Origin of the sequence: Ureibacillus yapensis, assembly GCF_003515775.1 — a bacterium.
In the GTDB taxonomy this organism is placed as follows: domain Bacteria; phylum Bacillota; class Bacilli; order Bacillales_A; family Planococcaceae; genus Ureibacillus; species Ureibacillus yapensis.
In genome coordinates this window covers 75345-98158 of sequence record NZ_QWEI01000011.1, presented here as the reverse complement: position 1 = coordinate 98158, position 22814 = coordinate 75345, and the positions used below count along the sequence as shown (strand labels likewise).

Genomic DNA, 22814 nt, shown 5'->3' with positions numbered 1-22814 from the left:
CGAATCCCGTACGGGTCATTATTAAAACAGATTTAGATTATGATTTAAAATGTTTAAAAAGCTCCCAAGATTCTTGAAATCTTGGGAGCTTTTTTGCGTTTTCATAAGAATGGCTGATTATCAGACAACCTATATAATAATCACAACTAATTTATGTTTGAAAAAAGGAAATTAAGAGAATTTAATATATATGAAATAGGGAGGGTCTGATATGAAGCAATCACAAATGGAAGAATTGAAACATACATTAATAGAAGAGTTAAAGGACTTGAAAGAAGGTCTGCAAGTTCAGGATGATCTAGAGAGTACGGAGTTGTCAAATTATGATAATCATCCAGCAGATAATGCAACGGACTTAACCACTCAATTAACGGAGCATGCACTGGATGAGTTCAAAGAAGAGCGTATAGATAAAATCGAAGCTGCTTTATCAGCAATGGAAAAAGGAACATATGGAAAATGTGAGGTATGCCAAAAAGAAATCCCTTTTGAACGACTTGAAGCTGCACCAACTACATTAACTTGCAAGGAACATAGCGAAGAAGAAGTCGATATGGACACTCGACCGGTTGAAGAAGACATAATGGAAGAACTCAATCAACAGTCATTAAACGCAGTAGACTTTGATGATGACCCTGAGGATTTTCCTTCTTCCGATAGCCCTCAAGATGTCCCGCAAGATGCTAGTTATCAAGGTGTTGATGAAACAATGATTCGCGAAAAATTTCAATAAAGAATAGTGAAGAATCTGGAATGTATCCTTCATTTTCCGATACAATATAGATAGAGATTAAAATTGGTGGGGGATATATGAAAATTATAGATTTACATTGCGATTGTTTGGAGAAATTAACGCGTTTCGAGGATGCCGATTTTCGGGATGATGTTCGCTTGCAAGCAAGCTTGTCAAACTTAAGAGCTGGGAATGTTAAATTGCAAGTCTTTGCAATCTTTGTTCATTCCGACATTACACAGCATGAAAAGTTTCTATCGGCTGCACGTCAAATTGAGGCTTTTCATACGAAAGTATTAAATGAACCCGATATGGTGCATATTACGGACTGGACGCAATTAAATGAGCTTGAAGAAGGGCAGATCGGCGCCGTTTTAAGTTTAGAAGGATGCGACTGTATAGGCAATGATTTATTCAAACTCGAACAAATCCTAAATGCAGGAGTAAAATTGGTTGGGTTGACATGGAATCATGAAAATGAAGTTGCTTATGGGGCTTCTGAAGATCCTTCCAAGGGATTAAAACCTTTTGCAAAGGATGTTATTGCATTACTGAATGAACGTGATGTCATAATCGATGTGTCTCATTTGAATGAACAAGGTTTTTACGAATTGCTTCCATTGGCAAACCATCTAATCGCCAGCCATAGCAATGCGAGAGCGCTTTGTGACCACCCTCGCAACCTAACAGATGAACAGGTTAAGGCTCTAGTAAAACAGGGTGGAAGAATGCATGTTGTATTTTACCCGCCCTTCGTTGATAAAGAGAAGGAACATACAACAATCGACAGTTTAGTAAAACATGTTGAATATCTTGCTTCATTAGTTGGAATCCAGAATATCGGGTTTGGGTCGGACTTTGATGGGATGGATCCACTATCTATTGAAAATTTATCAACTGCTGCAGAGTATGAAAACTTCATCAAAGCTTTATTGAAGGTATTTACTTATGAAGAGGTTTTGATGATGGCCCATAAAGGGTTTGAACATTATATTCAACGAATGGCCAAGCGCAAGAGGTAACTCTTTGCGCTTTTATTCTGTTTCATTTGGATGGGCTTGCCACTGTTATCAGATTCAACAGATAGAGGAAAACATAACAATATTGGATATCCCGAAAAAGTGATATGATAGAATAGACAGTGTAAATTATAATTCCAATACGTAAACGGTCGATTAAGAGCAGAAACTAAAATTTCTGCTATTTTTCACGAATAAGAAATGACTTGGATGTTAGTGCAAGAGTTGATGGAGGGAAATTCAATGCATCAAAAGTGGTCCCATACCACTGAAGTAGAAGTGGAAACAATGAGCTCAACATACTCCTTCTATATCGAAACAATAGAAGTCAATCGATTATCTGCTTTAGCCTTTTTTGCAGCAGGCGAAAAACAGTTTGCAGGAAAGCGATTTTATTGGCAAAACCGTGAAAAGACGTTCACATTGGTTGGTTTAGGCCATGCATATAAAATTGACAATAATAGCGATGAAGATCGCTTCGATGGAATAGAAAAGCAATGGAAAGAGCTAACTAAAAATATTGTAAAAGAAGAAAGCGAACCGCAACCCATTTTATTTGGCGGATTCACGTTTGATCCGAAAAATGATAAAAAAGGGGAGTGGGATGGTTTTCCGCAAAGCTTTTTTGCGGTCGCTACGTATCAACTGGTTATTCGTGATGATAAAGCTTATGTCAGCATTCACTTAATAACGGATCGCGAAAATAGCTTGGATGAATTTGAACAGCTGCGCAAGGAACGAGACGAGTTGATTCATGCTGCACAAGTGAAAGAATTAAAAACCTATGAAAAACCTCGGATGACTAGCTATGATGAGTTGTATAAAGAAGAATATTTGCAAACTATTTCCCGAGTGACAGGGCTCATCCAGGCGAATGAAGCGGAAAAAGTAGTGATTGCACGTACTTTAAAGATGAAATTTGAAGATACGTTAACATCTCCACAGGCTTTATCCCACGCTATAAACGAGCAACCCGAAAGTTATTTGTTTGGATTGGAACGAGAGAAGATGTTCTTCTTTGGAGCGACTCCCGAGCGACTGGTGAAAGTAGAGAATGGGTTCGCTTATTCTGCATGCGTGGCCGGCTCAATCAAAAGAGGGAAAACGGCAGAAGAAGATCAAGCTCTGGGTGAAGGCTTGCTAAATGATGAAAAAAACCTGGAGGAACATCAGTATGTCGTTGAAATGATTGCAAATACTTTTGAACGAAATTGTCTTGAATATAAAGTACCAAAGCGGCCAAAACTTTTAAAAGTCCGAGATATTCAACATCTCTATACACCGGTGGAAGGGAAACTAACGTCTGGAGCAACCATTTTACAGCTGGTAAAGCATCTGCATCCGACACCCGCATTGGGAGGAGTTCCACGCAAGGAAGCTTTATCGATCATTCGAGAAAATGAAACAATGAACCGCGGTTTGTATGCTGCGCCGATCGGCTGGGTCGATGCAGAAGGCAATGGGGAATTTGCCGTGGCCATTCGATCTGCACTTTTAAAAGAAAATCAAGCCTATTTATATGCTGGCGGCGGCATTGTTGCCGATTCGGAACCTTTTTCCGAGTATGAAGAAACATTAGTGAAGTTCCGTCCGATGTTGCGGGTTTTAGGAGGACAGCTGCATGAATAACCGAGAAATATTAACAAACTATGTTTATACAATGGTTGCATCCCTAATGCAAAATGGAGTAGAAGATGTGGTAATCAGCCCAGGCTCGCGCTCGACCCCCCTGGCCTATGCCTTTGCCTCTACTAAGAATTTAACGGTTTATAGACAAGTGGATGAGCGGTCCGCTGCTTTTTTTGCTCTGGGAGTGGCAAAAGCAAAGGCGAAACCGGTAGTGCTTTTATGTACTTCCGGAACAGCTGCCGCGAACTACTATCCAGCTATTGTAGAGGCCAAATATGCCCGGGTGCCATTGATTGTTATAACGGCTGATCGTCCGCATGAATTGAGGGAAGTGGGTGCTCCACAGGCGATCAATCAAATTGCATTGTACGGTGAAAGAGTAAAGTGGAGTGCAGAGTTTCCAGTACCTGATGAGGCGAAAGGGACATTGCCGTTTATTGAACGCCATGTTGCTCGTGGTGTAAATATCGCCACAACCGCACCATTTGGTCCTGTACACTTTAATGTGCCATTTCGCGAGCCATTGCTCATCGATTTTCAAGAAGAGCTTCCTGAAGTTAGCTTTAAAAATAGTTATGTAGGACAGGTTTCGCCATCAACCGAAGCAAAGGAAATGCTTTCAGCCATAATCAACAATTCTCAAAAAGGATTTTTGATTATAGGAGAGCTTCCTTTAGGAACAGATTTACGATTAATGTGGTCCCTCATTCGAAAATTGAAATGGCCGGTGCTGGTTGAAAGTTTATCCAATTTAAGATCCAATGTGCCTGAAGATTGCAAACCATATATTATTTCTACATACGATGCTTTATTGAAAGACAATGCATTCAAACAGCGATTGGTTGCTGATACCGTGATACGTTTTGGCTCTCAGCCCGTTTCCAAGTTTTTGACTATTTTCTTAACGGAAACACTGCCTGCAAATTATATGGTAGTTGATGAAGATCCAATGTTCCGTGATTCAGCCGCAGTGTCGACCCATTTTATCCAGGGAAGCATTGGGGGATGGCTGGAAGAATTGAAAATTCAACCTGCAACGTTTGACCAGGATTATTTGCTGCAATGGCAGAAAGCAGAGGAAGTCGCGGCTAAGGCTGTAGAAGCGTATCCTCTTACAGAAAAAGATGAAGGGGCGGCAGTTCGTTACTTTTTGGAAAATATACCGGAACATAGCGATGTGTTTGTAAGCAGCAGTATGCCCATCCGGGATATGGATACCTTCTTATTGCCAACTGCAAGGGATATTCAGGTATTTGCAAACCGCGGTGCTAATGGAATCGATGGGGTAATGTCTACAGCCATTGGGTTCAGCCAGGCACGAAAAGAACGGGAAATGTATTTATTGATCGGGGATTTAGCCTTTTTGCATGATGTGAATGCGTTAATTGCAACACGTTACCAACCTTGCAAAATCAATATTGTTGTCTTCAATAATGATGGTGGAGGCATCTTCTCCTATTTGGCACAATCAACGGTAAAAGAATATTATGAGGATTTATTTGGCACGCCTACAGCATTGCAATTTGGGGAAGTGGCAAGAATGTATGGCATGGATTATGTTCAAGTGAAGGAATTTGATGAATTGGATGGCTTGTTCGTGAAGGAAAACAATCATCCTTTGCGTCTTATTGAAATTTTTACGGACCGCCAGCAAAATGTCATCAGTCATCGAAAGCTTTGGAACCAAATTCATGGGGAGCTGGAGCAATGATTATACAAGCTCGCAGCATCAGAGTAAATGTTCGAATATGGAATGATGAAATGGAGCAAACAATTGTGATGCTGCATGGATTCACGGGCAGTGTGGCAACTTGGGAAAAGGTTGCCTTCTACTTGCCGGATAAGAGGATTGTTGCCATAGACTTGGTTGGACATGGCAAAACGGAATCACCGGAAAATACGGCTAATTATACGATGGAAGAGCAAGTTTTAATACTGGAAGAGCTTTTTCAGCAATTGAATTTAAATCAGTTTATATTGCTGGGCTATTCGATGGGTGGAAGAGTTGCATTATCCTACACAGCAGCCTTTCCAAAGCGTGTTCAACAGCTTGTTCTGGAAAGCGCTTCACCGGGGTTGAAGACGGAAGACGAAAGAATTGCGAGAAGAAAGGCAGATGCAGAACTGGCGAACCGGATTGAACAACATGGAGTAGAAGCCTTCGTGAACCAATGGGAAAACATTCCTTTGTTCGCTACTCAAAAAAATCTGCCTTTGGAGACTCAACAAGCGATTCGTACGGAACGTCTTTCTCAAATTCCAACAGGATTGGCTAATAGCTTGAGAGGAATGGGTACAGGGTCTCAAAAGTCGCTCTGGCCGTCCCTGAAAGAGCTAATTGTACCTGTCACATTAATTACCGGTGAACTGGACGAGAAGTTTTGTAAAATTGCTGTAGAAATGCAAGCGCTTTTACCAATAGCGCAATATTTCTTAGTTAAAAATGTTGGACATGCAATTCATGTGGAAAATCCGCTTGAATTTGCTACAATAGTAAAGGAAGTTAGTGACAAGAATAACCCTTAGTCAGGTCTGGTTTTTGCAAAAACGGACAAGCTAAGGCCAATCTTTGTGCATTAAGAGAATAAAGGAGGTAAAAAAATGGCTCGTGAATGGACAACTTTACATACTTACGAAGATATCAAGTATGAATTCTATAACGGTATTGCAAAAATTACAATTAACCGTCCAGAAGTTCGTAATGCTTTCCGACCAAAAACGACTGAGGAAATGATCGATGCATTTTCTCGTGCACGTGATGATGAACGTGTAGGTGTCATTATCTTAACAGGGGAAGGGGACCTTGCCTTCTGTTCGGGCGGCGACCAAAAAGTACGTGGACATGGAGGTTATGTCGGCGAAGACAATATCCCGCGTTTAAATGTGCTGGATCTTCAAACTTTAATTCGCAAAATTCCAAAGCCTGTAGTGGCAATGGTAGCTGGTTACGCAATTGGAGGAGGCCACGTGCTGCATGTGGTATGTGACTTAACAATTGCAGCCGAAAATGCACGGTTTGGCCAAACAGGTCCTCGTGTAGGTTCATTTGATGGCGGATATGGTGCTGGTTACTTAGCGCGTATCATCGGCCATAAAAAAGCCCGCGAAATCTGGTTCCTATGCCGTCAATATGATGCTCAGCAAGCACTTGATATGGGATTGGTCAATACGGTAGTGCCTCTGGAGCAATTAGAAGATGAAACTGTTAAATGGTGCGAGGAAATTCTTGAATTGTCGCCAATGGCATTGCGTTTCCTAAAAGGAGCATTTAATGCTGATTCAGACGGTTTAGCAGGTATTCAACAGCTTGCCGGGGATGCAACCCTTCTTTACTATACAACAGAAGAAGCAAAAGAAGGCCGTGATGCATTTAAAGAAAAACGTAAACCGGACTTTGGTCAATTCCCAAGATTCCCTTAATAACATAAGAATAGGTTTAATTTGTAAAAAGCAAGAGACGACAAATCTCTTGCTTTTTTTATTGAAAAATTTGGAAGGTTGTCACTAGAATGAAAGGAATTTCTATGGTACCATTCAAATGATAGTAATTGAAAGCGTTTTTAATCCTTGCTGTATAAGTGTTAGGAGTGATAGTATGGTGCCTTCGCCTAACGATGAATCAACCAATATGCCAAACTTTAATTATGAAGCGCTTTTTGAATTTGCGAAAGATCCAATAATAATCATAAATCCTTTAGGCGATATCAGTCATGGCAATTCAAGGGTTGAAGAATTTAGCGGCTTCGCCATCAATGAGTTAAAAAACCGGTCGATTTTTGACTTTATTGTTAAGGAAGACTTAGAAAAAGCAAAGATATGGATAAACAACATTGAAAAGGGTATTTCCATTGAAAATAGTTTCCGCTTCGTTCAGAAAAATGGGGAAGTGATTAATTTTATAGTAAACTATATTCCAATCGATCAAGCTCATCTTGAAAAAGGGATTTTCCTAGTTTTTAAGGATATGAGATCTTATGATAGTTTAATAAATAAATATCGCCAAAGCGAATTGAATTTTAAAATTATCGCGGAAAATGTACAAGATGTGATAATTCTTATGAATGAACAAAAGGAATATTTATATGTATCACCCTCAAGTAAGACAATGTTTGCCTTCGATAATGAAATGATTGGTGAAAAACAGCATAATCCATTTTTTAATATTCATGAAGACGATGTAAAGTTGCTTCAACAGAGCTTTGAAGATGCCACAAAAACCGGAAAGCCATATCATCTGGTCATAAAAGCTTGGCATGGAGAAAAAGGCTGGGTATGGACCGAGATGGTGGGAACGCCTGTATTTGATGCAGAAAAATATTTTCGCCATATGGTCCTGGTCGCCCGGGATATTACAAGGCAAAAAGAACAACAGGAAAAACTGGAGTACTATGCCTATCATGATACGCTAACCGGTTTGCCAAATCGCCGATATTTCGAAAAAAGAGTATCTGAGGCGATCGACCGGCTAAATGAAACAGGACAATTTTTTGCGCTTATTTTATTTGATATTGATGACTTCAAAAAAATCAATGATACATGGGGCCATAATGTAGGCGATCAGGTAATCCAAGAGGTGGCAAACCGCACAAAAGAGGCAGTAGGAGAGCTAGGCATGCCGGCAAGACTTGGTGGGGATGAATTTATCGTAATGATTGACGATTATGGAACAGAAGAATCGGTCACACAATTTATCCATTCATTGCAAGAAGCGATGCGAAAAGAAATAAAAACGGAAAAAAGTACAATTTCCATCTCCACTAGCATTGGCGCAACCATTTGTACGGAAAAACATAAAGATGTTTTTTATTTTTATAAAAGGGCCGATCATGCTTTATATCATGTGAAAGAGAAAGGCAAAAATCAATATCATATAAATTGCTCCTAGATTTTAATGAAGACTGTCTGTAAAAGGACGGTCTTTTTCCTTTTTAGTTTGAAAGTTGGGCTATTCGAGTTAAAATGGTTATGCAAGAAGTGGAGGAATCAAGATGTACCCAAACTGGATATTGCAGCGTTCACATTTAACGCCAACTCGGATTGCCTTAACCTATGAACAGCAATCATGGACGTTTGAAGAATTAAAAATTATTTCCCTGGAGCGGGCTGAGCAGTTGGCCGCCTTGGGAATCGAGCCAAAAAGCCGGGTGGCCATTCTGGGTCCAAGTACACCGCGGCTCGTTATTATGATGTTTGCATGCATGCACTTGCAATGCGAAATGGTCATGCTAAATCGAAAATTAAGTAAAGTAGAGCTTCAATATCAAATCGACGATGCTGAAGTAGAAAACATTTTGGTTGATGATGAGGATGTTTCCCTTCTTCCCAATCTAAAAAAATCTCTATTATTTTCTGAAATTGAAAGTACGGATGGGCAGCCTATCAAAGTCAGCAACGAATGGACGGCGGAACAAACCGTTTCCATAATGTATACTTCCGGAACGACTGGGGTGCCAAAAGGGGTGCGCCAAACGGTAGGAAACCACCAAGCCAGCGCGGTGGCTTCCGTCCTCAACATTGGATTATCGGAAGAAGATGTATGGCTATGCGCGGTTCCGTTATTCCACATCAGCGGTTTTTCTATATTGGTTCGTTCTTTGCTATATGGCAATGAAGTAAAGCTGTATAAAAAGTTTGACGCGAACGGTGCGGTTACGGACATTGCGGATGGCCGCGTCACGCATATGTCGGCCGTGGCGGTAATGCTTCAGCGCATTTTGCAAGGTCTCGAAGATAGAGGGGAGGAAGCCTCTCCAAAGTTCAAGCTGATATTGGCTGGCGGCGGTCCTGTTCCGGTCAACTATCTGGAAAGGGCGCATCGTTTAAAATTAACCGTTTCCCAAACATACGGCATGACGGAAACTTCTTCCCAAACGGCTACTTTATCCAATAAAGATGCATTTCGGAAACTCGGATCTGCCGGAAAGCCTTTATTTTTTAATAGAATCAAAATCGCCGATGCTGCTTCACCAGGGACTAAGGGTGAGATTCTCGTTCGCGGCCCGCATGTTACACCCGGTTATATTGGCCGTTTTAGCGAAAGAAGCGCCACAATGGATGGATGGTTACATACCGGCGATATTGGTTATTTGGATGAAGAGGGCTATTTATACGTCGTCGATCGCCGTTCTGATTTGATTATTTCCGGGGGTGAAAATATCTACCCTGCGGAGATAGAAAACGTTTTATCTGGTCACCCTGCGGTACAAGAAGCAGGAGTTTGCGCGGTAGAGGATGAAACATGGGGACAAGTTCCGGCTGCGTTTATTGTGCTGAAAGCAGAGGCAACAGAGGATGAGCTGATTGATTTCTGTAAAGAACGATTAGCCAAGTACAAAGTTCCCAAATATTTTTATCTTGTAACCGAACTGCCGCGAAATGGTTCCAATAAGTTGATGCGGCGGAAATTAATTGAATTAATCTAATAAAAAGGTTCGTCCCGTTTCACATGGGACGAACCTTTTGGTCTTCTATTTTGTTAATGCTTGTTTCAATGTGGCAAGGTTTTTTTCCATCAACGAAAAATAAGTTTCTTCATTCTGAATGTCTTCTTCAGTTAAGACGCTTAGATTATGAAGTTCCAAGGCTTGTGCACCTACTTCATTTTGAATGATGGATGAAAGCTTGGAAGAGACGTTTTGTTCGAACAGGATATATGAAACTTGCAGGGCTTCTGCTTGATCTACGATTTCAGTTAATTCTTTTTGGGATGGTTCATCCTGCGAATTGATTCCGGCGATTGCGACTTGTTCCAATCCATATTCATCCGCAATATAGCCAAAAGAAGCATGGGAAACAAAGAATGTTTTTGTTGGTGCTTCAGATGCCATTTTTTCAAACTGTTGGTCCAGTGCATTTAACTCAGAAACCAATTGTTTATAGTTTTCATTGAATACTTGTTCTTGTTCGGGCAGTGCAGCAGCAAGTTCTTCTTTGATTGCAAGAGCCAAGTCTTGTGCTAGAATCGGCGATAACCAAACATGAGGGTCAATGTCGCCATGATTATGACCTTCATGGCCTTCTTCTTCAGTGTTTGTTTCGCTTTCATCCTCATGTTCTGTTGCTTCGTCTTCATGTCCATGTTCTTCTGCCGAAGCTGCTAACTGTTCATCGGAAATACGATCAGCTGTTGCTACAAGTTTTACATTCTCATTTTGCAATGTGTTTTTCGCATTTTCAACAAAGCCTTCGAGTCCAAGGCCTATATAGAAGAAAAGGTCCGCATCCGCTAACTTCATCATATCTTGTTGCGTTGGTTCAAAAGAGTGTTCGTTTGTTCCAGGCGGATAAATGGATGATACATTTACATGTTCTCCACCAATACGCTGTGCGAAGTAGCTTAAAGGATAAACGGTTGTATAGACGTCAATTTTGTTTGAATTGTCTTCAGTAGTTTCATTGTCAGGTGTTGTGCCGCTGCAAGCTGTCAACAATAAGGCCAGAGCAGCGAACAATAGGAAAAACGGGATTTTTTTCAAAAGTATCATGCCTTTCTAAATAGTAACTATTACGATTTGAAATTCAACATTCTCAATGTTACATGATGATGGGGAAAAAGACAACAAAAAAAAGACCTTCGAATTATTTTTTTTTCGAAGGCCATTGTTCTGGAACCGGGTCAACCCCCCCTGGATGGAATGGCTGGCATTTTAGAATTCTTTTTGCTGTTAAGATGAACCCTTTTATTGCACCATGTTTTTGAAATGCTTCCAGTCCATATTGCGAACAAGTGGGATAAAATCTGCAGGATGGAGGCGTCATGGGTGATATAAATTTACGATAAAAAGTGATCAACCAAATAAACGGATATTTCATTTTTCTGCTCCTGTTTTCTCTTGAATGGTTTGCTGTCGATTTTGTTGTTTTGTTCCACGCCGCGCCTTGATGATGAAGACTGCTGCTCCAATCATGATGATGAAGTACATGACTGCTACTAAAATAATGACGGCCTGTGTTGTATCCAAAAAAACACCTCTATTGAATAGTGATAAAAAGATAATTTATTATAGTAAAATTATAAGGCATTTTGGAAATGTTTTAAACTAAACAATTGGGGTTATAGTAATAATGTCATTATAAACCGGTAAGTTCAGAAATTTTTCATGCTATCTTACATATGAGACTGAATAACTGAATTTAGATGTAATGACTGTTGAAACAAAATTAATGAGGTGAACAGGATGGCAAACAAAACATTAATCGAACAATTAAATGATTTAGTGGCAACAAACTCCGTACTTTACACGAAACTTCACAATTACCACTGGTACGTAAATGGACCTTCTTTCTTTACACTACACACAAAATTTGAAGAATTTTATAATGAAGTAACATTGAACTTAGATGAAATTGCCGAACGCATTTTAACAAAAGGCGGCAAACCTGTTGCGACATTGGAAGAACACTTGAAAATGTCCCACATTAAAGAGGCGACTGGTTCCGAAACAACGGAAGAAATGGTGCAAACGACACTTAACGATTTTAAGACAATCATGGACGCTTTAAAACAAGCGATGGAACAAGCGGCTGAAGAAGGCGACGACCGTACGGAAGATATGTTGAATGCCATGGTTCAAAGCTTTGAAAAGCACTCTTGGATGCTTTCAGCGTTCCTTGGCAATAATCAATAATTTAATTTTAAAGAAACCCAAAAGTGTATAATGAATGCTTTTGGGTTTTTCTGTAGTTGGATGAATCCATTCTTGAGTAATTCAGAAAGTTAACAGGGCGCTTCCGCTTTTCTTCAGTACGCATAGTTGGACTTTATATGCTCATACTGAAGAAAAGGAGTGTTCATCATCGATACAACCATTTATGTGAATGTCGCAAATCAGTCGTATAGTTACATCCCATTAGGCGAACCGTGTGAGTTTAAATTGAAAATGGATGAGGAAAAAGCGCGTATTTTTGAATTATTGTTCTTGCAGTTGAATTCGTTGGAATTTGACAATATCGTGCGTGCACATTTGCCTTACATTCCTTATCATTTGGACGAAACCAATGATGAAATTGATACTCGCTTAAAGAAAATCTACGCACTGATCCACGAGTTTGGAGACAATCATACAAAACAATTTGTAGCACAATTACCTTATTTCCATTGAATTTAATACATCCCTCCACTAGACTTAACTTAGATTGAGAAAAATGATGCCAGAGTAAAGGGAAGTGAAGGGATGTTTGCTTTTACGGATGAAAATGGCTGTTTTGTAGAGTTGCATTTCAATAAAGGCCCTTTTGAAATACCACCCAAACATGTTTTGGTGTTTGTTTTTCATCAAGGGAAATGGCTATGCACGATCAATAAGCGTGGAGTTGAATTCCCAGGGGGCAAAGTGGAACCGGGTGAAACGCTGGAGGAAGCAGCAATTCGTGAAGTCTATGAAGAAACAGCCATACATATTTCCGATTTAGAATGGTTTGCCTATTATGTCGTTCATGATGAAAGACCATTTAGTAAAGCAGTTTTTACAGCAAAAGTGGACAAGATTGACGAGTTTGTCAATCGCCATGAAACACTGGGGCGAATCTGGCTGACTCAAGAGGAGTTGGAGGGTCATCCGAATTTGAGTTTTTACATGAAAGATGAAGGCATGAAAAAGATGTTACAGGAAGTGAAGATTAATGAAAGAGAATGGCAGTATTGAATTGATACGCAGTTATCCTTCGCCGAATCCAGCGATTGAATTAAAAGAAGTAATTTACTGGTCCCAGGGCCTTCGGGTCAAAGGGCTGATGGCAAAGCCAAAAGCGCCGGGAAAATATGATGCATTGCTCTACCTGCGAGGAGGTCTTCAATCTATCGGCATGGTGCGCCCTGCAAGAATAGCGCAATTTGCCAGCCAGGGCTTTGTTGTGTTTGCCCCTTATTATCGTGGCAATCGAGGAGGCGAGGGGCGTGATGAGATGGCGTTGAATGACCGTTATGATGCCATCAATTGCATTGACTTCCTAAAAAACTGGGCTGATGCAGACGGTGTACATTTATTTGGATTTTCCCGTGGCGGATTGATGGCACTATGGACCGCAATTCTTCGTGACGATGTAAAATCGGTTGTCACATGGGCGGGAGTCTCAAGTGTCACTTCCATGTATATGGAACGGGTGGACATGCGCAGAACGTTAAAACGGATTATTGGGGGCTCTCCTAATAAGGAACAAGAAAAGTATGATGAACGTACCCCTTTATTTAAAGTTAATATGATCAATGCGCCTGTATTGATCATTCATGGAACCGAAGATGAAAATGTGGGGATCGAACAAAGTTATGACTTGGAGCAAGCGCTGATGAAGGAAAATAAACAAGTGGAAACATGGTACTCATCAGGCTTGGCTCATCATTATCCTCCACAAGTTAACCGTCAAACCGTCAAAGCACTATGCGAGTGGATGAAGATGAAGTAACAATGTCAACCACCCGAGTTCAAGCACGTAAAAAAGGACGTTCCCGGTAGTAGGGAACGTCCTTTGGTTATTTATTAAGCGATTGGACCGCCTTTTTTCAGGATGTCTTCGGCGACGTTTGTGAATTTATTGAAGTTTTCTTTGAATAAGTTGCTTAAGAAAGCAGCTTTTTGATCATAGGCTTCTTTATCTGCCCAAGCGTCACGAGGGTTCAGAACTTCGTCTGGTACACCTTTGATGGAAGTTGGGATGTGAAGGCCAAATACGCTGTCCTGTATTGTATCCACATTAGTAAGTTTTCCATCAATCGCAGCACGAACCATAGCACGTGTGTATGAAAGCTTCATACGGTTACCAACTCCGTATTCGCCGCCAGTCCAGCCAGTGTTCACCAAGAATACTTGTGCGCCGTGCTGGTCGATTTTCTCACCTAGCATTTCAGCATAGCGAGTTGCTGGAAGAGGAAGGAACGGTGAACCGAAGCATGTTGAGAATACAGGTTCCGGGTGAGTAACGCCGCGCTCTGTTCCAGCCAATTTGGATGTGAACCCACTTAGGAAGTGGTACATCGCTTGTTCTTTCGTTAATTTACTGATTGGAGGCAATACGCCAAATGCATCTGCAGTCAAGAAAACAATTGTTTTCGGATGACCTGCAACAGAAGGAGTGACAATGTTATCGATATAATGAATTGGATACGCAGCACGCGTATTTTCCGTAAGTGTGCTATCATCATAGTCAGGCACGCGAGTTTCTGGATCGATGACAACGTTCTCCAAAACAGAACCAAAACGGATGGCATTGTAAATTTCAGGCTCTTTTTCGGCAGATAGATTAATTGTTTTTGCGTAGCATCCACCTTCAATATTAAATACGCCATTGTCTGACCAGCCATGTTCATCATCACCGATTAATTTCCGGTTGCTGTCTGCTGATAATGTTGTTTTGCCGGTACCTGAAAGGCCGAAGAATAATGCCACGTCACCGTCTTCACCAACGTTTGCTGAGCAATGCATTGATAGAATATCACGCTCAGGCAGGAGGTAATTCATAATGCCGAAGATTGATTTCTTCAGTTCGCCAGCGTATTCTGTACCGCCGATTAAGATGATTTTCTTTTCTAAAGATACTAGGATAAATGTTTCGGATTCTGTGCCATCTACAAGAGGATCTGCTTTAAAATTAGGAGCTCCGATGACAGTAAATTCTGCAACATGGGATGCTGCTTCTTCTTCAGTTGGACGGATGAATAATTGATGACAGAAAAGATTGTGCCAAGCATATTCAGTGATTACTTGAAGCGAGAGTTGGGATTCTTTGTCTGCACCCGCAAACCCTTTGAATACATATAGCTCATCTTTTTCTTTTAAATAGTTGATAACTTTCAAGTATAATTGATCAAACACTTCAGCAGAAATAGGACGGTTTACGCTGCCCCAGTCAATTTTGTCTTTTGTACTTTCTTCTTCTACGATATATTTATCTTTAGGAGAACGACCAGTGTATTTTCCTGTTTCAGCACGTAAAGCACCATCGACAGTCAAAGTTGCTTCGCCGCGTTCTGTTGCTTTTTCCACTAATTGTGGTACTGATAATTGAACTTTAATATTATCGCCGTTTAATAATTCCTTCAGTTCGTTTGAAATTTCTACTGAATTCATCGATTAAATACCATCCTTTTTATAGAATTCCCGAATTATGGGGATTTGTGTTTAATTTAATAAATAGTATAACACATTCGCTCAATTAGTCTATACTAATGAAGAAAAATATTTTTAAATTTTTAAACATTAAAAGTTTGTGTGAAAACAATTGACAAGAGAGATTTCATTACGTAAGATGGTATCTTGAACGGATACTCTTATCCCGAGTTGGTGGAGGGTCAAGGCCCTGTGAAGCCCGGCAACCTGCATGATTACAGTGCGATGGTGCCAACCTGATGCAAGGGAATACCCTTGAACGATAAGAGTGAAAGGTAATGTAATGAAACGACAATTCCTTTTACTCATGTATTAAACAATGAGTGAAGGAATTTTTTTTTTCACTTTAGAACACACTTGGGATGACTGGTAATCTTCAGTTTCTCTGTGCCTTTCTATAATCCATGTTTGAGTACGTATTCGCAAAACAATCATACCAAGTTAGCTGCTATCAGCCTAAAAAGCAGCAAAGATAAATGCATATAAAACGAAAGCGATCATACTACCTTAGAGCGGGTTTAACATGGATAATGAGTACCGTATCAACAACCGAGAAAAGAATCTCGCTATGATTTTAGGAGGAAACAAAATGACAGACCGTCGACTGTTTACATCAGAAAGTGTAACAGAAGGGCATCCTGATAAAATTTGTGACCAAATTTCCGATGCCATCTTAGATGCGATTTTAACCGAAGATCCAAATGCCCGTGTTGCTTGTGAAACAACCGTTACGACCGGGTTGGTATTAGTGGCCGGCGAAATTACAACTTCAACTTACGTGGATATCCAAAGTGTCGTACGCAACACGGTGAAAGAAATTGGATATACTCGCGGGAAATATGGCTTGGATGCTGAAAACCTGGCAGTCTTGACTGCTATTGGCGAACAATCGCCTGATATCGCGTTGGGAGTTGACCAAGCCCTGGAAGCGCGTGAAGGATCCATGTCCGATGAAGACATTGAAGCGATCGGAGCGGGCGACCAAGGATTGATGTTTGGATTTGCTTGCAACGAAACGCCTGAGTTAATGCCTTTGCCAATCAGTTTGGCGCATAGATTATCCAGACGTTTAGCGGAAGTTCGCAAATCAAAGGAAATTCCTTATTTGCGGCCGGATGGCAAAACTCAAGTAACGGTAGAATATGATGAACACAACCATCCTGTTCGAATCGATACTATTGTTATTTCTACCCAACATGACGAAGAAGTAACATTGGAAACAATCCAGGAAGATTTGAAAGAAAAAGTGATTAATCAAGTGGTTCCTATGGAGCTGATTGATGAAAAAACAAAATATTTCATCAATCCGACTGGCCGTTTTGTGATTGGCGGACCAAAAGGGGATGCAGGATTAACGGGCCGAAAAATTATTGTTGATACGTACGGTGGCTATGCACGCCATGGCGGCGGTGCCTTCTCGGGGAAAGATCCAACAAAAGTAGACCGCTCTGCAGCATACGCAGCAAGATACGTGGCGAAAAACATTGTCGCTGCAGGTTTGGCTGATCGTGCGGAAGTACAGTTGGCTTATGCGATCGGGGTTGCGCGTCCAGTTTCCATTTCCATCGATACGTTTGGCACGGGAAAAGTAAGAGAAGAGCAGCTTGTCGAGTGGGTTAGTGAATTATTTGATTTACGTCCGGCTGGCATTATCAAGATGCTTGACTTGCGTAGACCAATCTACAAACAAACTGCAGCATATGGCCATTTCGGCCGCACTGACCTGGATGTACCATGGGAAAGTACAGATATTGCACCACTTTTAAAAGAAAAAGCTGGTCTCTAATATGACCATAAAATAGCAGATTGGAGCCATTTCCAATCTGTATTTTATTTATATGGTACAATTGTTTACGGTTTTCTATTAACATGGAAATGAAATTCAACTTTATTTAGAATAGAAGGTTCACTTATGTTAAAAAAAGAAAAATTAGACCAATTGGGAATTGTACGGGCAATTGCCATTATCGGTGTACTTTTTGTGCATTCCACGTCTTTTATCACAGTGGATTTGCCGACTGTTAGCAGAAGTTATCCTTTTTATAACTTCTTGAATATTTTCTTTAAATACGGGACACCAACCTTTATTTTCTTGAGCAGCTTTGTGTTGTTTTACAATTATGCAAACCGGGAAATCACGAAAAAAATGCTGGCCCGTTTTTACAAGAAACGCTTTTTGTATATCATTATTCCGTATTTGCTCTTTTCTTTGTTTTATTTTTCATTAACTGTTTATCTTTATTACGATTATAGTTTTATGGAAGCAGTTAAAATTTTTACGAAAAAAGTATTGACTGGTAAAGCATATACCCACTTATACTTTGTATTTATCAGTATTCAATTATACTTAATCTTTCCACTTGTGCTGTATTTGGCCCAGAAATTTAAATGGTTCTCAAAATACTCCATCTTCATCGGAATATTTATTCAGTGGGCATTCGTGTTATTAAACAATCAATATTTCCAGATTTCTTTAAAAGGAAGCATCTCCCTTTCCTATATGTCTTATTATTTCCTGGGAATCTATTTGGGGATGTATTTTGATCAATACCGTGCCTTCTTGAAAACGAACAAGAGACACCTGATTACGTTGTTGTGGTTGGGTACAGGCTTTGCTTATGTCTATGTAATGTATTTGACAAGGGTAGGGCTGGGTTCATATGATTCACTGGTTTATGAGCTGCTGTGGAATGCATACACCTATTTTGCTGCATTATTCATATTTGGATTTGCTTTTATCGTTTATGATAAATTAAATGAAAAGGTAAGAAACGTCTTATTGTATCTTGGAGAAGTATCGTTCGGCGTTTATTTAATCCATCCATTTTTCTTATTGATTTATCGCATGATTCCGATGGCGCCGCAAGATCCAGGATACCACTTATTCAACCTGGGGCTATTTTTATCGGGGTTAATTTTCTCTGTGATTACCGTAGAGCTGATAACCCGTTATTTCAAATATTCATGGCTCCTTTTCGGTACAGTTCGAAAGAAAGCATAGAAAAAATGAGTTGCCTCACTTGGGCAACTCATTTTTTTGCGCAGAAAGTGAAAAGGCAGATGTTGTGCTTCTGCGTCTCTTAAGTGTACTTCTCATGGACTGGCAGAAGCGAATTTTAACCTATTAAGTCTCCGAGCATGTTTGTCGTGGACTCGGCAAACGGAATTGATGCTTTTAAGTCTACGAGAGCCCTTGTCATGGACTGGATCAAGGGGATTTGAGGTACTCGAGTCTATGAGAGCCCTTGTCATAGACTGGGTCAAGGGGATTTGAGGTTCTAGAGTCTACGAGAGCCCTTGCCATGGACTCGTCAAGCGAAGTTGATGCTCTTGAGTCTATGAGAGCCGTCTCATCGACTGGCACAAGCAGACTTCCTGCATCTGAGTCTTCGATAGCACTGCTTGTAAACTCCCTTAGCTCATTACATGTTTTTAGACTTGATGGTATTCTACTTGCAATAAGTTAATACACGAAAAAAGCGAAAAAGTACAATTCACATTCGAATTGTACTTTTTATCTCTAAAAAAATATCCCGGCAATATGTTAATCATTTTTGAAGTGATTTATAATATCGTCCTTTTTCCACATATTCATGAAGAATTCGATCCATATCTTCGCGATCTTCGGGTGTTACTTCCCGAACCACTTTTGCGGGTCTGCCCATTGCCAAGCTGTTCGGAGGGATTTTTTTGCCGGGGGGCACTAGACTGCCTGCACCAATAAATGCACCTTCCCCAACTTCGGCACCATCCAGTATAATGGAACCCATCCCGACCAGCGCATTGTTTCGAATCACACATCCATGCAAAGTCACTTGGTGGCCAATCGTTACATCGTCTTCGATAATAACGGGATTATCAGGGCTTTGATGGATGCAGCTCAAATCCTGGATGCTGCAGCGTTTGCCGATGATGGTAGGCGCCACATCCCCTCGGATAACGGTATTGAACCATATGGTAGTATCCTCGCCAATAGTGACATCGCCAGTCACGACTGCATGGTCTGCGATATAAACAGATGGGTCTATTTTCGGATTTTTATCTTTAAAAGGGTAAATCATCGAAAATCTCCTCGTTTCTAAGTAATATATATATTATTATCCTATCAAATTAAGTGTAGAATGAAAAACGATTGGTATATTTACCCACTCGCATTCAGTCAGGAGGGGCATGTATGTGGAAATGGGAAGCGGAAGGACAAGCGAAAGCAGTTGTCGTTATTATACATAGCGCATTCGAACATCATGAATGGTACGCATGGCTTATTGAAAAGCTTCGAACAGAAGGCTATACGGTCATTATGGGCGATTTGCCCGGGCATGGGAAAAACCTGAAATATGCCAAGCTTCATGATGAAGATATTGCCGAATATTTAGAGTTCATCAAGAAACTAATGCAGAATGCGTTGGTTTATCAACTGCCTGTATTTATGTTGGGACATGGTTTGGGTGCCACGTTGGCAATCCAGTTTTTAAAGAAAAATACAATGGAATGCGCGGGAGTGATTTTGACATCTCCGTGGATGAACTTGAAAAAAACGGCCAATTTATTAACCAATGCCATGACGAGTTTAGGAACGATTCCATCAGGCAAAAAAATCTCGCTGAAAATCGACAAAAAGTTATTGACGAGCAATAATGAAGGCTATCAGGAAATGTCGGATCATATCCCTTATCATTCCAATGTAACCGTGCGCTGGTATAAAGATGTGATGAACCTGATGAAGAATATTACTTCCGAAAAGGAAGGGGTTTTGTCTTTGCCGATTTTGCTCATATCAGCAAAACAAGATCAAATTACAGATCCGGCTGTGGCACGCAACTGGCTGTTTCATCAAAACTCAACGGAAATTCAATATAAAGAGTGGCAGGCTAGCTGCCATAATGTGTATCATGATAACGAACGCGAAGAAATTTTTATGTATGAAAAAGATTTTATTAACAACGTAATTCGCTCGTTGGGTTATATAATTTAATAAATTTTTTTGGACTATCTTATTTGTATCAATAAGGTAGTCCATTTTTTAATAAAAATCACCCTTTCATTATTCTGAAAATAGAAAATATTTCATATTATTTGCTAGAAACCGTCTTGCTAACTGTTTCTAGTTTAGGTAATATATAGAATATTATAATTATTAAAATTATTGAAGGGGTGGATTTATGGAGGGGATTGTAAGTTGGCTTAATGGAGTTCTTTGGAGTTCGGTTACGGTATATGGAATTTTAGCAGCCGGTTTGTTTTTTTCAATACTCACAAGATTTGTACAAGTTCGTCAAATTAAAGAAATGTTTATTTTAATGTTTAGCGGTGAAAAATCAGAAGCAGGAGTATCTTCATTCCAAGCTTTAGCTATCGCATTATCAGGACGAATTGGTACAGGAAATATTATCGGTACTGCCTCCGCAATCGCGTTTGGTGGTCCAGGTGCGGTATTTTGGATGTGGATTACGGGGATGATTGGGGCATCTTCAGCATTCGTGGAATCAACTTTGGCACAAATTTATAAAGAAAAGAAAAACGGCCAGTATCGTGGTGGTCCAGCATTTTATATTGAAAAAGGTACCGGAATTAGGGCTTTGGGAATCATCTTTGCAATTGCAGCAATCTTGGCAATGGCGATTCTGATGCCGGGTGTTCAATCGAATGCCATTGCAAGTACAATGAATGTGGCATTTGGCATTCCACCATGGGTTATGGGATTAATTACGGTGGGAATCATAGGGTTCATTATCATAGGCGGCGTAAAGCGTATTGCCAATGCAGCTGAAGTTATTGTTCCTTTTATGGCGGCAGCATATGTGTTAATGGCACTTATCATCATTATTATCAATATACAAGATGTGCCTGCCGTTTTTGTTTTAATTTTTAAAAGTGCATTTAACCTGGACGCAACATTCAGTGGAATGCTCGGTGCTGCAATTGCTTGGGGAGTAAAACGTGCCCTGTACGCCAACGAAGCAGGTCAAGGAACGGGCGCTCACCCGGCGGCGGCTGCGGAAGTTTCGCATCCTGTAAAACAAGGGTTAGTACAAACTGCTTCCATTTATATCGATACAATGTTAATTTGTACAGCAACAGCTTTAATGATTCTATTTACAGGGCAATATAATGTACAAGTCAATTCTTCCGATGGACAAATGATGGTTGAGAATGTCCCAGGAGCAACTTATTCTGACTTTACACAACTGGCTGTATCTTCAGCATTCCCATCATTGAATAATTTTGGGGCCATATTTGTTGCATTTGCCTTATTCTTCTTTGCTTTTACAACAATCATGGCTTATTACTATATCGCCGAAACCAATGTCTCCTATCTATTTGGAGGAGCAAAAGAAAAAATCGCAACCTGGGTACTGAAAATTGGATTGTTGGCTGCAATCTTCTTCGGTACTGTAAGAACATCGGATTTAGCATGGGCATTAGGGGATGTAGGTCTCGGATTAATGGTTTGGGTTAACATTGTAGCGATGTTATTTATAAGTAAACCGACGATTATAGCATTGAAAGATTATGAGAAACAAAGAAAACAAGGATTAGATCCAGTCTTTGATCCAGAAAAATTAGGGATTAAAGATGCAAATTACTGGATTGAGAGAAAATTAGAACAAGAAGCTAATAATAAAGCTTCAGCTGAGACGCCAACCTCTGAAAAAGACAAAGAATTAGTAGGGAAAAATTAATTCTAAGTTAAAAAGAAAACTGCCGATTGAATCTGGAATTACTCAGACTCAATCGGCAGTTGTTTTACTTTCTCAAGGGCGATGATAAAAGGCGGATCATTTTTTTGATTGATAAATTCATAACGAAGAACATGGACATTTTTTTGGGGAAGCGAACTGACGAATTCCAGCACTTCGTCTCGCTCCCTTTTTCCGCCTTCATGGCCGTGGTAAACAACCAAAACGATGATTCCGCCGATTTTTAATAATTGAAGCAGTTGCCCAATCGCAGTTATCGTGGTATTTCCCTTGGTCACGATTTCATGATCCGCACCGGGCAAATATCCGAGGTTAAAGATGGCACCGGCAATTTCCTGCTGGACATATTTAGAAACGTTTTCGTGTCCATCCAATATAAGAGAGACATTGTTTATATTATGTTCTGCCAGGCGATATTTTGTCGCCTCTATGGCCTGTTGCTGAATATCGAAAGCATAAACATGTCCACTTTCGCCTGCTAGCTCCGCAAGAAATAAAGTGTCATGCCCATTGCCTGCAGTCGCATCGACAGCACTTTCGCCTTTTTCGATCGCTTGGGAAAGAAGGGTTTGTGCATATTGTAAAACGCGCTGTAATTTCACCATGTATTGATTCTCCTAAGGAACTGATT

The 22814-nt window shown here is 40.3% G+C and carries 22 protein-coding genes and 1 riboswitch; of the genes, 16 read left to right on the top strand and 6 right to left on the bottom strand.

Features of this window, described 5'->3' with window-relative positions:
* Window positions 1-211 precede the first annotated feature (211 nt).
* The 8 genes from D1B33_RS16210 (at window position 212) to D1B33_RS16175 (ending at window position 9803) form a co-directional block, all read left to right on the top strand.
* Window positions 212-733: a TraR/DksA C4-type zinc finger protein gene (locus D1B33_RS16210; protein WP_118877449.1), complete on the top strand. Its 522-nt coding sequence runs from the start codon at window positions 212-214 to the stop codon at window positions 731-733.
* Between the two features lie 77 nt (window positions 734-810).
* Window positions 811-1755: a dipeptidase gene (locus tag D1B33_RS16205; RefSeq protein WP_118877448.1), complete on the top strand. Its 945-nt coding sequence runs from the start codon at window positions 811-813 to the stop codon at window positions 1753-1755.
* Window positions 1756-1995: 240 nt separating this feature from the next.
* Complete coding sequence (locus D1B33_RS16200; RefSeq protein WP_118877447.1) at window positions 1996-3381, top strand: isochorismate synthase; 1386 nt, start codon at window positions 1996-1998, stop codon at window positions 3379-3381.
* A complete protein-coding gene (gene menD / locus D1B33_RS16195; protein ID WP_118877446.1) occupies window positions 3374-5092 on the top strand; it encodes a 2-succinyl-5-enolpyruvyl-6-hydroxy-3-cyclohexene-1-carboxylic-acid synthase in 1719 nt (572 codons plus the stop codon). Before D1B33_RS16200 ends, menD begins: the two co-directional genes overlap by 8 nt.
* Entirely contained in the window at window positions 5089-5907 is an 819-nt protein-coding gene (gene menH, locus D1B33_RS16190) for a 2-succinyl-6-hydroxy-2,4-cyclohexadiene-1-carboxylate synthase (protein WP_118877445.1), read from the top strand. Before menD ends, menH begins: the two co-directional genes overlap by 4 nt.
* A 75-nt stretch (window positions 5908-5982) precedes the next feature.
* The gene (menB, locus tag D1B33_RS16185) at window positions 5983-6801 is read left to right on the top strand and encodes a 1,4-dihydroxy-2-naphthoyl-CoA synthase (protein WP_118877444.1); all 819 of its coding nucleotides are present in this window, start codon (window positions 5983-5985) and stop codon (window positions 6799-6801) included.
* Window positions 6802-6976: 175 nt separating this feature from the next.
* Window positions 6977-8266, top strand: coding sequence for a sensor domain-containing diguanylate cyclase (locus D1B33_RS16180; protein ID WP_158583008.1), 1290 nt, complete (start codon window positions 6977-6979; stop codon window positions 8264-8266).
* 103 nt (window positions 8267-8369) lie between these two features.
* Window positions 8370-9803: an o-succinylbenzoate--CoA ligase gene (locus D1B33_RS16175; protein ID WP_118877442.1), complete on the top strand. Its 1434-nt coding sequence runs from the start codon at window positions 8370-8372 to the stop codon at window positions 9801-9803.
* A 45-nt stretch (window positions 9804-9848) separates the two neighbouring features.
* Here the strand turns inward: D1B33_RS16175 and D1B33_RS16170 are convergent, their stop codons facing one another.
* From D1B33_RS16170 to D1B33_RS18530, 3 genes are all read right to left on the bottom strand, one after another.
* Window positions 9849-10856, bottom strand: coding sequence for a metal ABC transporter solute-binding protein, Zn/Mn family (locus D1B33_RS16170; RefSeq protein ID WP_233549511.1), 1008 nt, complete (start codon window positions 10854-10856; stop codon window positions 9849-9851).
* 103 nt (window positions 10857-10959) lie between these two features.
* Window positions 10960-11193 carry a membrane protein insertion efficiency factor YidD gene (gene yidD / locus D1B33_RS16165; protein WP_118877440.1) on the bottom strand — a complete coding sequence of 78 codons (234 nt, stop codon included), beginning with the start codon at window positions 11191-11193 and terminating at the stop codon, window positions 10960-10962.
* Entirely contained in the window at window positions 11190-11342 is a 153-nt protein-coding gene (locus D1B33_RS18530) for a hypothetical protein (RefSeq protein WP_158583007.1), read from the bottom strand. The genes yidD and D1B33_RS18530 overlap by 4 nt, the downstream gene beginning before the upstream one ends.
* Before the next feature lie 216 nt (window positions 11343-11558).
* On the opposite strand from D1B33_RS18530, the gene D1B33_RS16160 reads away from it, so the two are divergent.
* The 4 genes from D1B33_RS16160 to D1B33_RS16145 all read left to right on the top strand — a co-directional run bounded on the left by D1B33_RS16160 (window position 11559) and on the right by D1B33_RS16145 (window position 13782).
* The gene (locus D1B33_RS16160; RefSeq protein WP_118877439.1) at window positions 11559-12008 is read left to right on the top strand and encodes a Dps family protein; all 450 of its coding nucleotides are present in this window, start codon (window positions 11559-11561) and stop codon (window positions 12006-12008) included.
* Between the two features lie 159 nt (window positions 12009-12167).
* Entirely contained in the window at window positions 12168-12482 is a 315-nt protein-coding gene (locus D1B33_RS16155) for a transposase (protein WP_233549510.1), read from the top strand.
* A 72-nt stretch (window positions 12483-12554) separates the two neighbouring features.
* Window positions 12555-13025: an NUDIX hydrolase gene (locus D1B33_RS16150; RefSeq protein ID WP_118877438.1), complete on the top strand. Its 471-nt coding sequence runs from the start codon at window positions 12555-12557 to the stop codon at window positions 13023-13025.
* Entirely contained in the window at window positions 13003-13782 is a 780-nt protein-coding gene (locus D1B33_RS16145; protein WP_118877437.1) for an alpha/beta hydrolase family protein, read from the top strand. Before D1B33_RS16150 ends, D1B33_RS16145 begins: the two co-directional genes overlap by 23 nt.
* A gap of 74 nt (window positions 13783-13856) precedes the next feature.
* Here D1B33_RS16145 and pckA read toward each other — a convergent pair whose 3' ends face one another.
* A complete protein-coding gene (gene pckA / locus D1B33_RS16140) occupies window positions 13857-15443 on the bottom strand; it encodes a phosphoenolpyruvate carboxykinase (ATP) (RefSeq protein ID WP_118877436.1) in 1587 nt (528 codons plus the stop codon).
* A 197-nt stretch (window positions 15444-15640) separates the two neighbouring features.
* A riboswitch (SAM riboswitch) is annotated at window positions 15641-15751 on the top strand.
* 320 nt (window positions 15752-16071) lie between these two features.
* Between pckA and metK the strand changes: the two genes are divergently transcribed.
* On the top strand, window positions 16072-17268 hold the full coding sequence (gene metK / locus D1B33_RS16135; RefSeq protein ID WP_118877435.1) for a methionine adenosyltransferase: 1197 nt from the start codon (window positions 16072-16074) through the stop codon (window positions 17266-17268).
* 126 nt (window positions 17269-17394) lie between these two features.
* On the top strand, window positions 17395-18483 hold the full coding sequence (locus tag D1B33_RS16130) for an acyltransferase (protein ID WP_118877434.1): 1089 nt from the start codon (window positions 17395-17397) through the stop codon (window positions 18481-18483).
* Between the two features lie 547 nt (window positions 18484-19030).
* On the opposite strand, the gene D1B33_RS16125 is transcribed toward D1B33_RS16130, so the two are convergent.
* Window positions 19031-19543 carry a gamma carbonic anhydrase gene (locus D1B33_RS16125; RefSeq protein ID WP_118877433.1) on the bottom strand — a complete coding sequence of 171 codons (513 nt, stop codon included), beginning with the start codon at window positions 19541-19543 and terminating at the stop codon, window positions 19031-19033.
* A 113-nt stretch (window positions 19544-19656) separates the two neighbouring features.
* Here D1B33_RS16125 and D1B33_RS16120 point away from each other — a divergent pair, with 113 nt between their 5' ends.
* Both D1B33_RS16120 and D1B33_RS16115 read left to right on the top strand, forming a co-directional pair.
* Complete coding sequence (locus D1B33_RS16120; protein ID WP_118877432.1) at window positions 19657-20457, top strand: alpha/beta hydrolase; 801 nt, start codon at window positions 19657-19659, stop codon at window positions 20455-20457.
* Between the two features lie 187 nt (window positions 20458-20644).
* Entirely contained in the window at window positions 20645-22165 is a 1521-nt protein-coding gene (locus D1B33_RS16115; protein ID WP_118877431.1) for an alanine/glycine:cation symporter family protein, read from the top strand.
* A gap of 38 nt (window positions 22166-22203) precedes the next feature.
* Here the strand turns inward: D1B33_RS16115 and mnmM are convergent, their stop codons facing one another.
* Window positions 22204-22785 carry a tRNA 5-(aminomethyl)-2-thiouridylate-methyltransferase MnmM gene (mnmM, locus tag D1B33_RS16110; RefSeq protein WP_118877454.1) on the bottom strand — a complete coding sequence of 194 codons (582 nt, stop codon included), beginning with the start codon at window positions 22783-22785 and terminating at the stop codon, window positions 22204-22206.
* Window positions 22786-22814: the final 29 nt, after the last annotated feature.

What these genes read in the sequence shown, in the direction of transcription:
- D1B33_RS16210 (WP_118877449.1), top strand. Translation starts at nt 212, where the DNA reads ATGAAGCAATCACAAATGGAAGAATTGAAACATACATTAATAGAAGAG.
- D1B33_RS16205 (WP_118877448.1), top strand. Translation starts at nt 811, where the DNA reads ATGAAAATTATAGATTTACATTGCGATTGTTTGGAGAAATTAACGCGT.
- D1B33_RS16200 (WP_118877447.1), top strand. Translation starts at nt 1,996, where the DNA reads ATGCATCAAAAGTGGTCCCATACCACTGAAGTAGAAGTGGAAACAATG.
- menD (WP_118877446.1), top strand. Translation starts at nt 3,374, where the DNA reads ATGAATAACCGAGAAATATTAACAAACTATGTTTATACAATGGTTGCA.
- menH (WP_118877445.1), top strand. Translation starts at nt 5,089, where the DNA reads ATGATTATACAAGCTCGCAGCATCAGAGTAAATGTTCGAATATGGAAT.
- menB (WP_118877444.1), top strand. Translation starts at nt 5,983, where the DNA reads ATGGCTCGTGAATGGACAACTTTACATACTTACGAAGATATCAAGTAT.
- D1B33_RS16180 (WP_158583008.1), top strand. Translation starts at nt 6,977, where the DNA reads ATGGTGCCTTCGCCTAACGATGAATCAACCAATATGCCAAACTTTAAT.
- D1B33_RS16175 (WP_118877442.1), top strand. Translation starts at nt 8,370, where the DNA reads ATGTACCCAAACTGGATATTGCAGCGTTCACATTTAACGCCAACTCGG.
- yidD (WP_118877440.1), bottom strand. Translation starts at nt 11,193, where the DNA reads ATGAAATATCCGTTTATTTGGTTGATCACTTTTTATCGTAAATTTATA.
- D1B33_RS16160 (WP_118877439.1), top strand. Translation starts at nt 11,559, where the DNA reads ATGGCAAACAAAACATTAATCGAACAATTAAATGATTTAGTGGCAACA.
- D1B33_RS16150 (WP_118877438.1), top strand. Translation starts at nt 12,555, where the DNA reads ATGTTTGCTTTTACGGATGAAAATGGCTGTTTTGTAGAGTTGCATTTC.
- D1B33_RS16145 (WP_118877437.1), top strand. Translation starts at nt 13,003, where the DNA reads ATGAAAGAGAATGGCAGTATTGAATTGATACGCAGTTATCCTTCGCCG.
- pckA (WP_118877436.1), bottom strand. Translation starts at nt 15,443, where the DNA reads ATGAATTCAGTAGAAATTTCAAACGAACTGAAGGAATTATTAAACGGC.
- metK (WP_118877435.1), top strand. Translation starts at nt 16,072, where the DNA reads ATGACAGACCGTCGACTGTTTACATCAGAAAGTGTAACAGAAGGGCAT.
- D1B33_RS16130 (WP_118877434.1), top strand. Translation starts at nt 17,395, where the DNA reads ATGTTAAAAAAAGAAAAATTAGACCAATTGGGAATTGTACGGGCAATT.
- D1B33_RS16125 (WP_118877433.1), bottom strand. Translation starts at nt 19,543, where the DNA reads ATGATTTACCCTTTTAAAGATAAAAATCCGAAAATAGACCCATCTGTT.
- D1B33_RS16120 (WP_118877432.1), top strand. Translation starts at nt 19,657, where the DNA reads ATGTGGAAATGGGAAGCGGAAGGACAAGCGAAAGCAGTTGTCGTTATT.
- D1B33_RS16115 (WP_118877431.1), top strand. Translation starts at nt 20,645, where the DNA reads ATGGAGGGGATTGTAAGTTGGCTTAATGGAGTTCTTTGGAGTTCGGTT.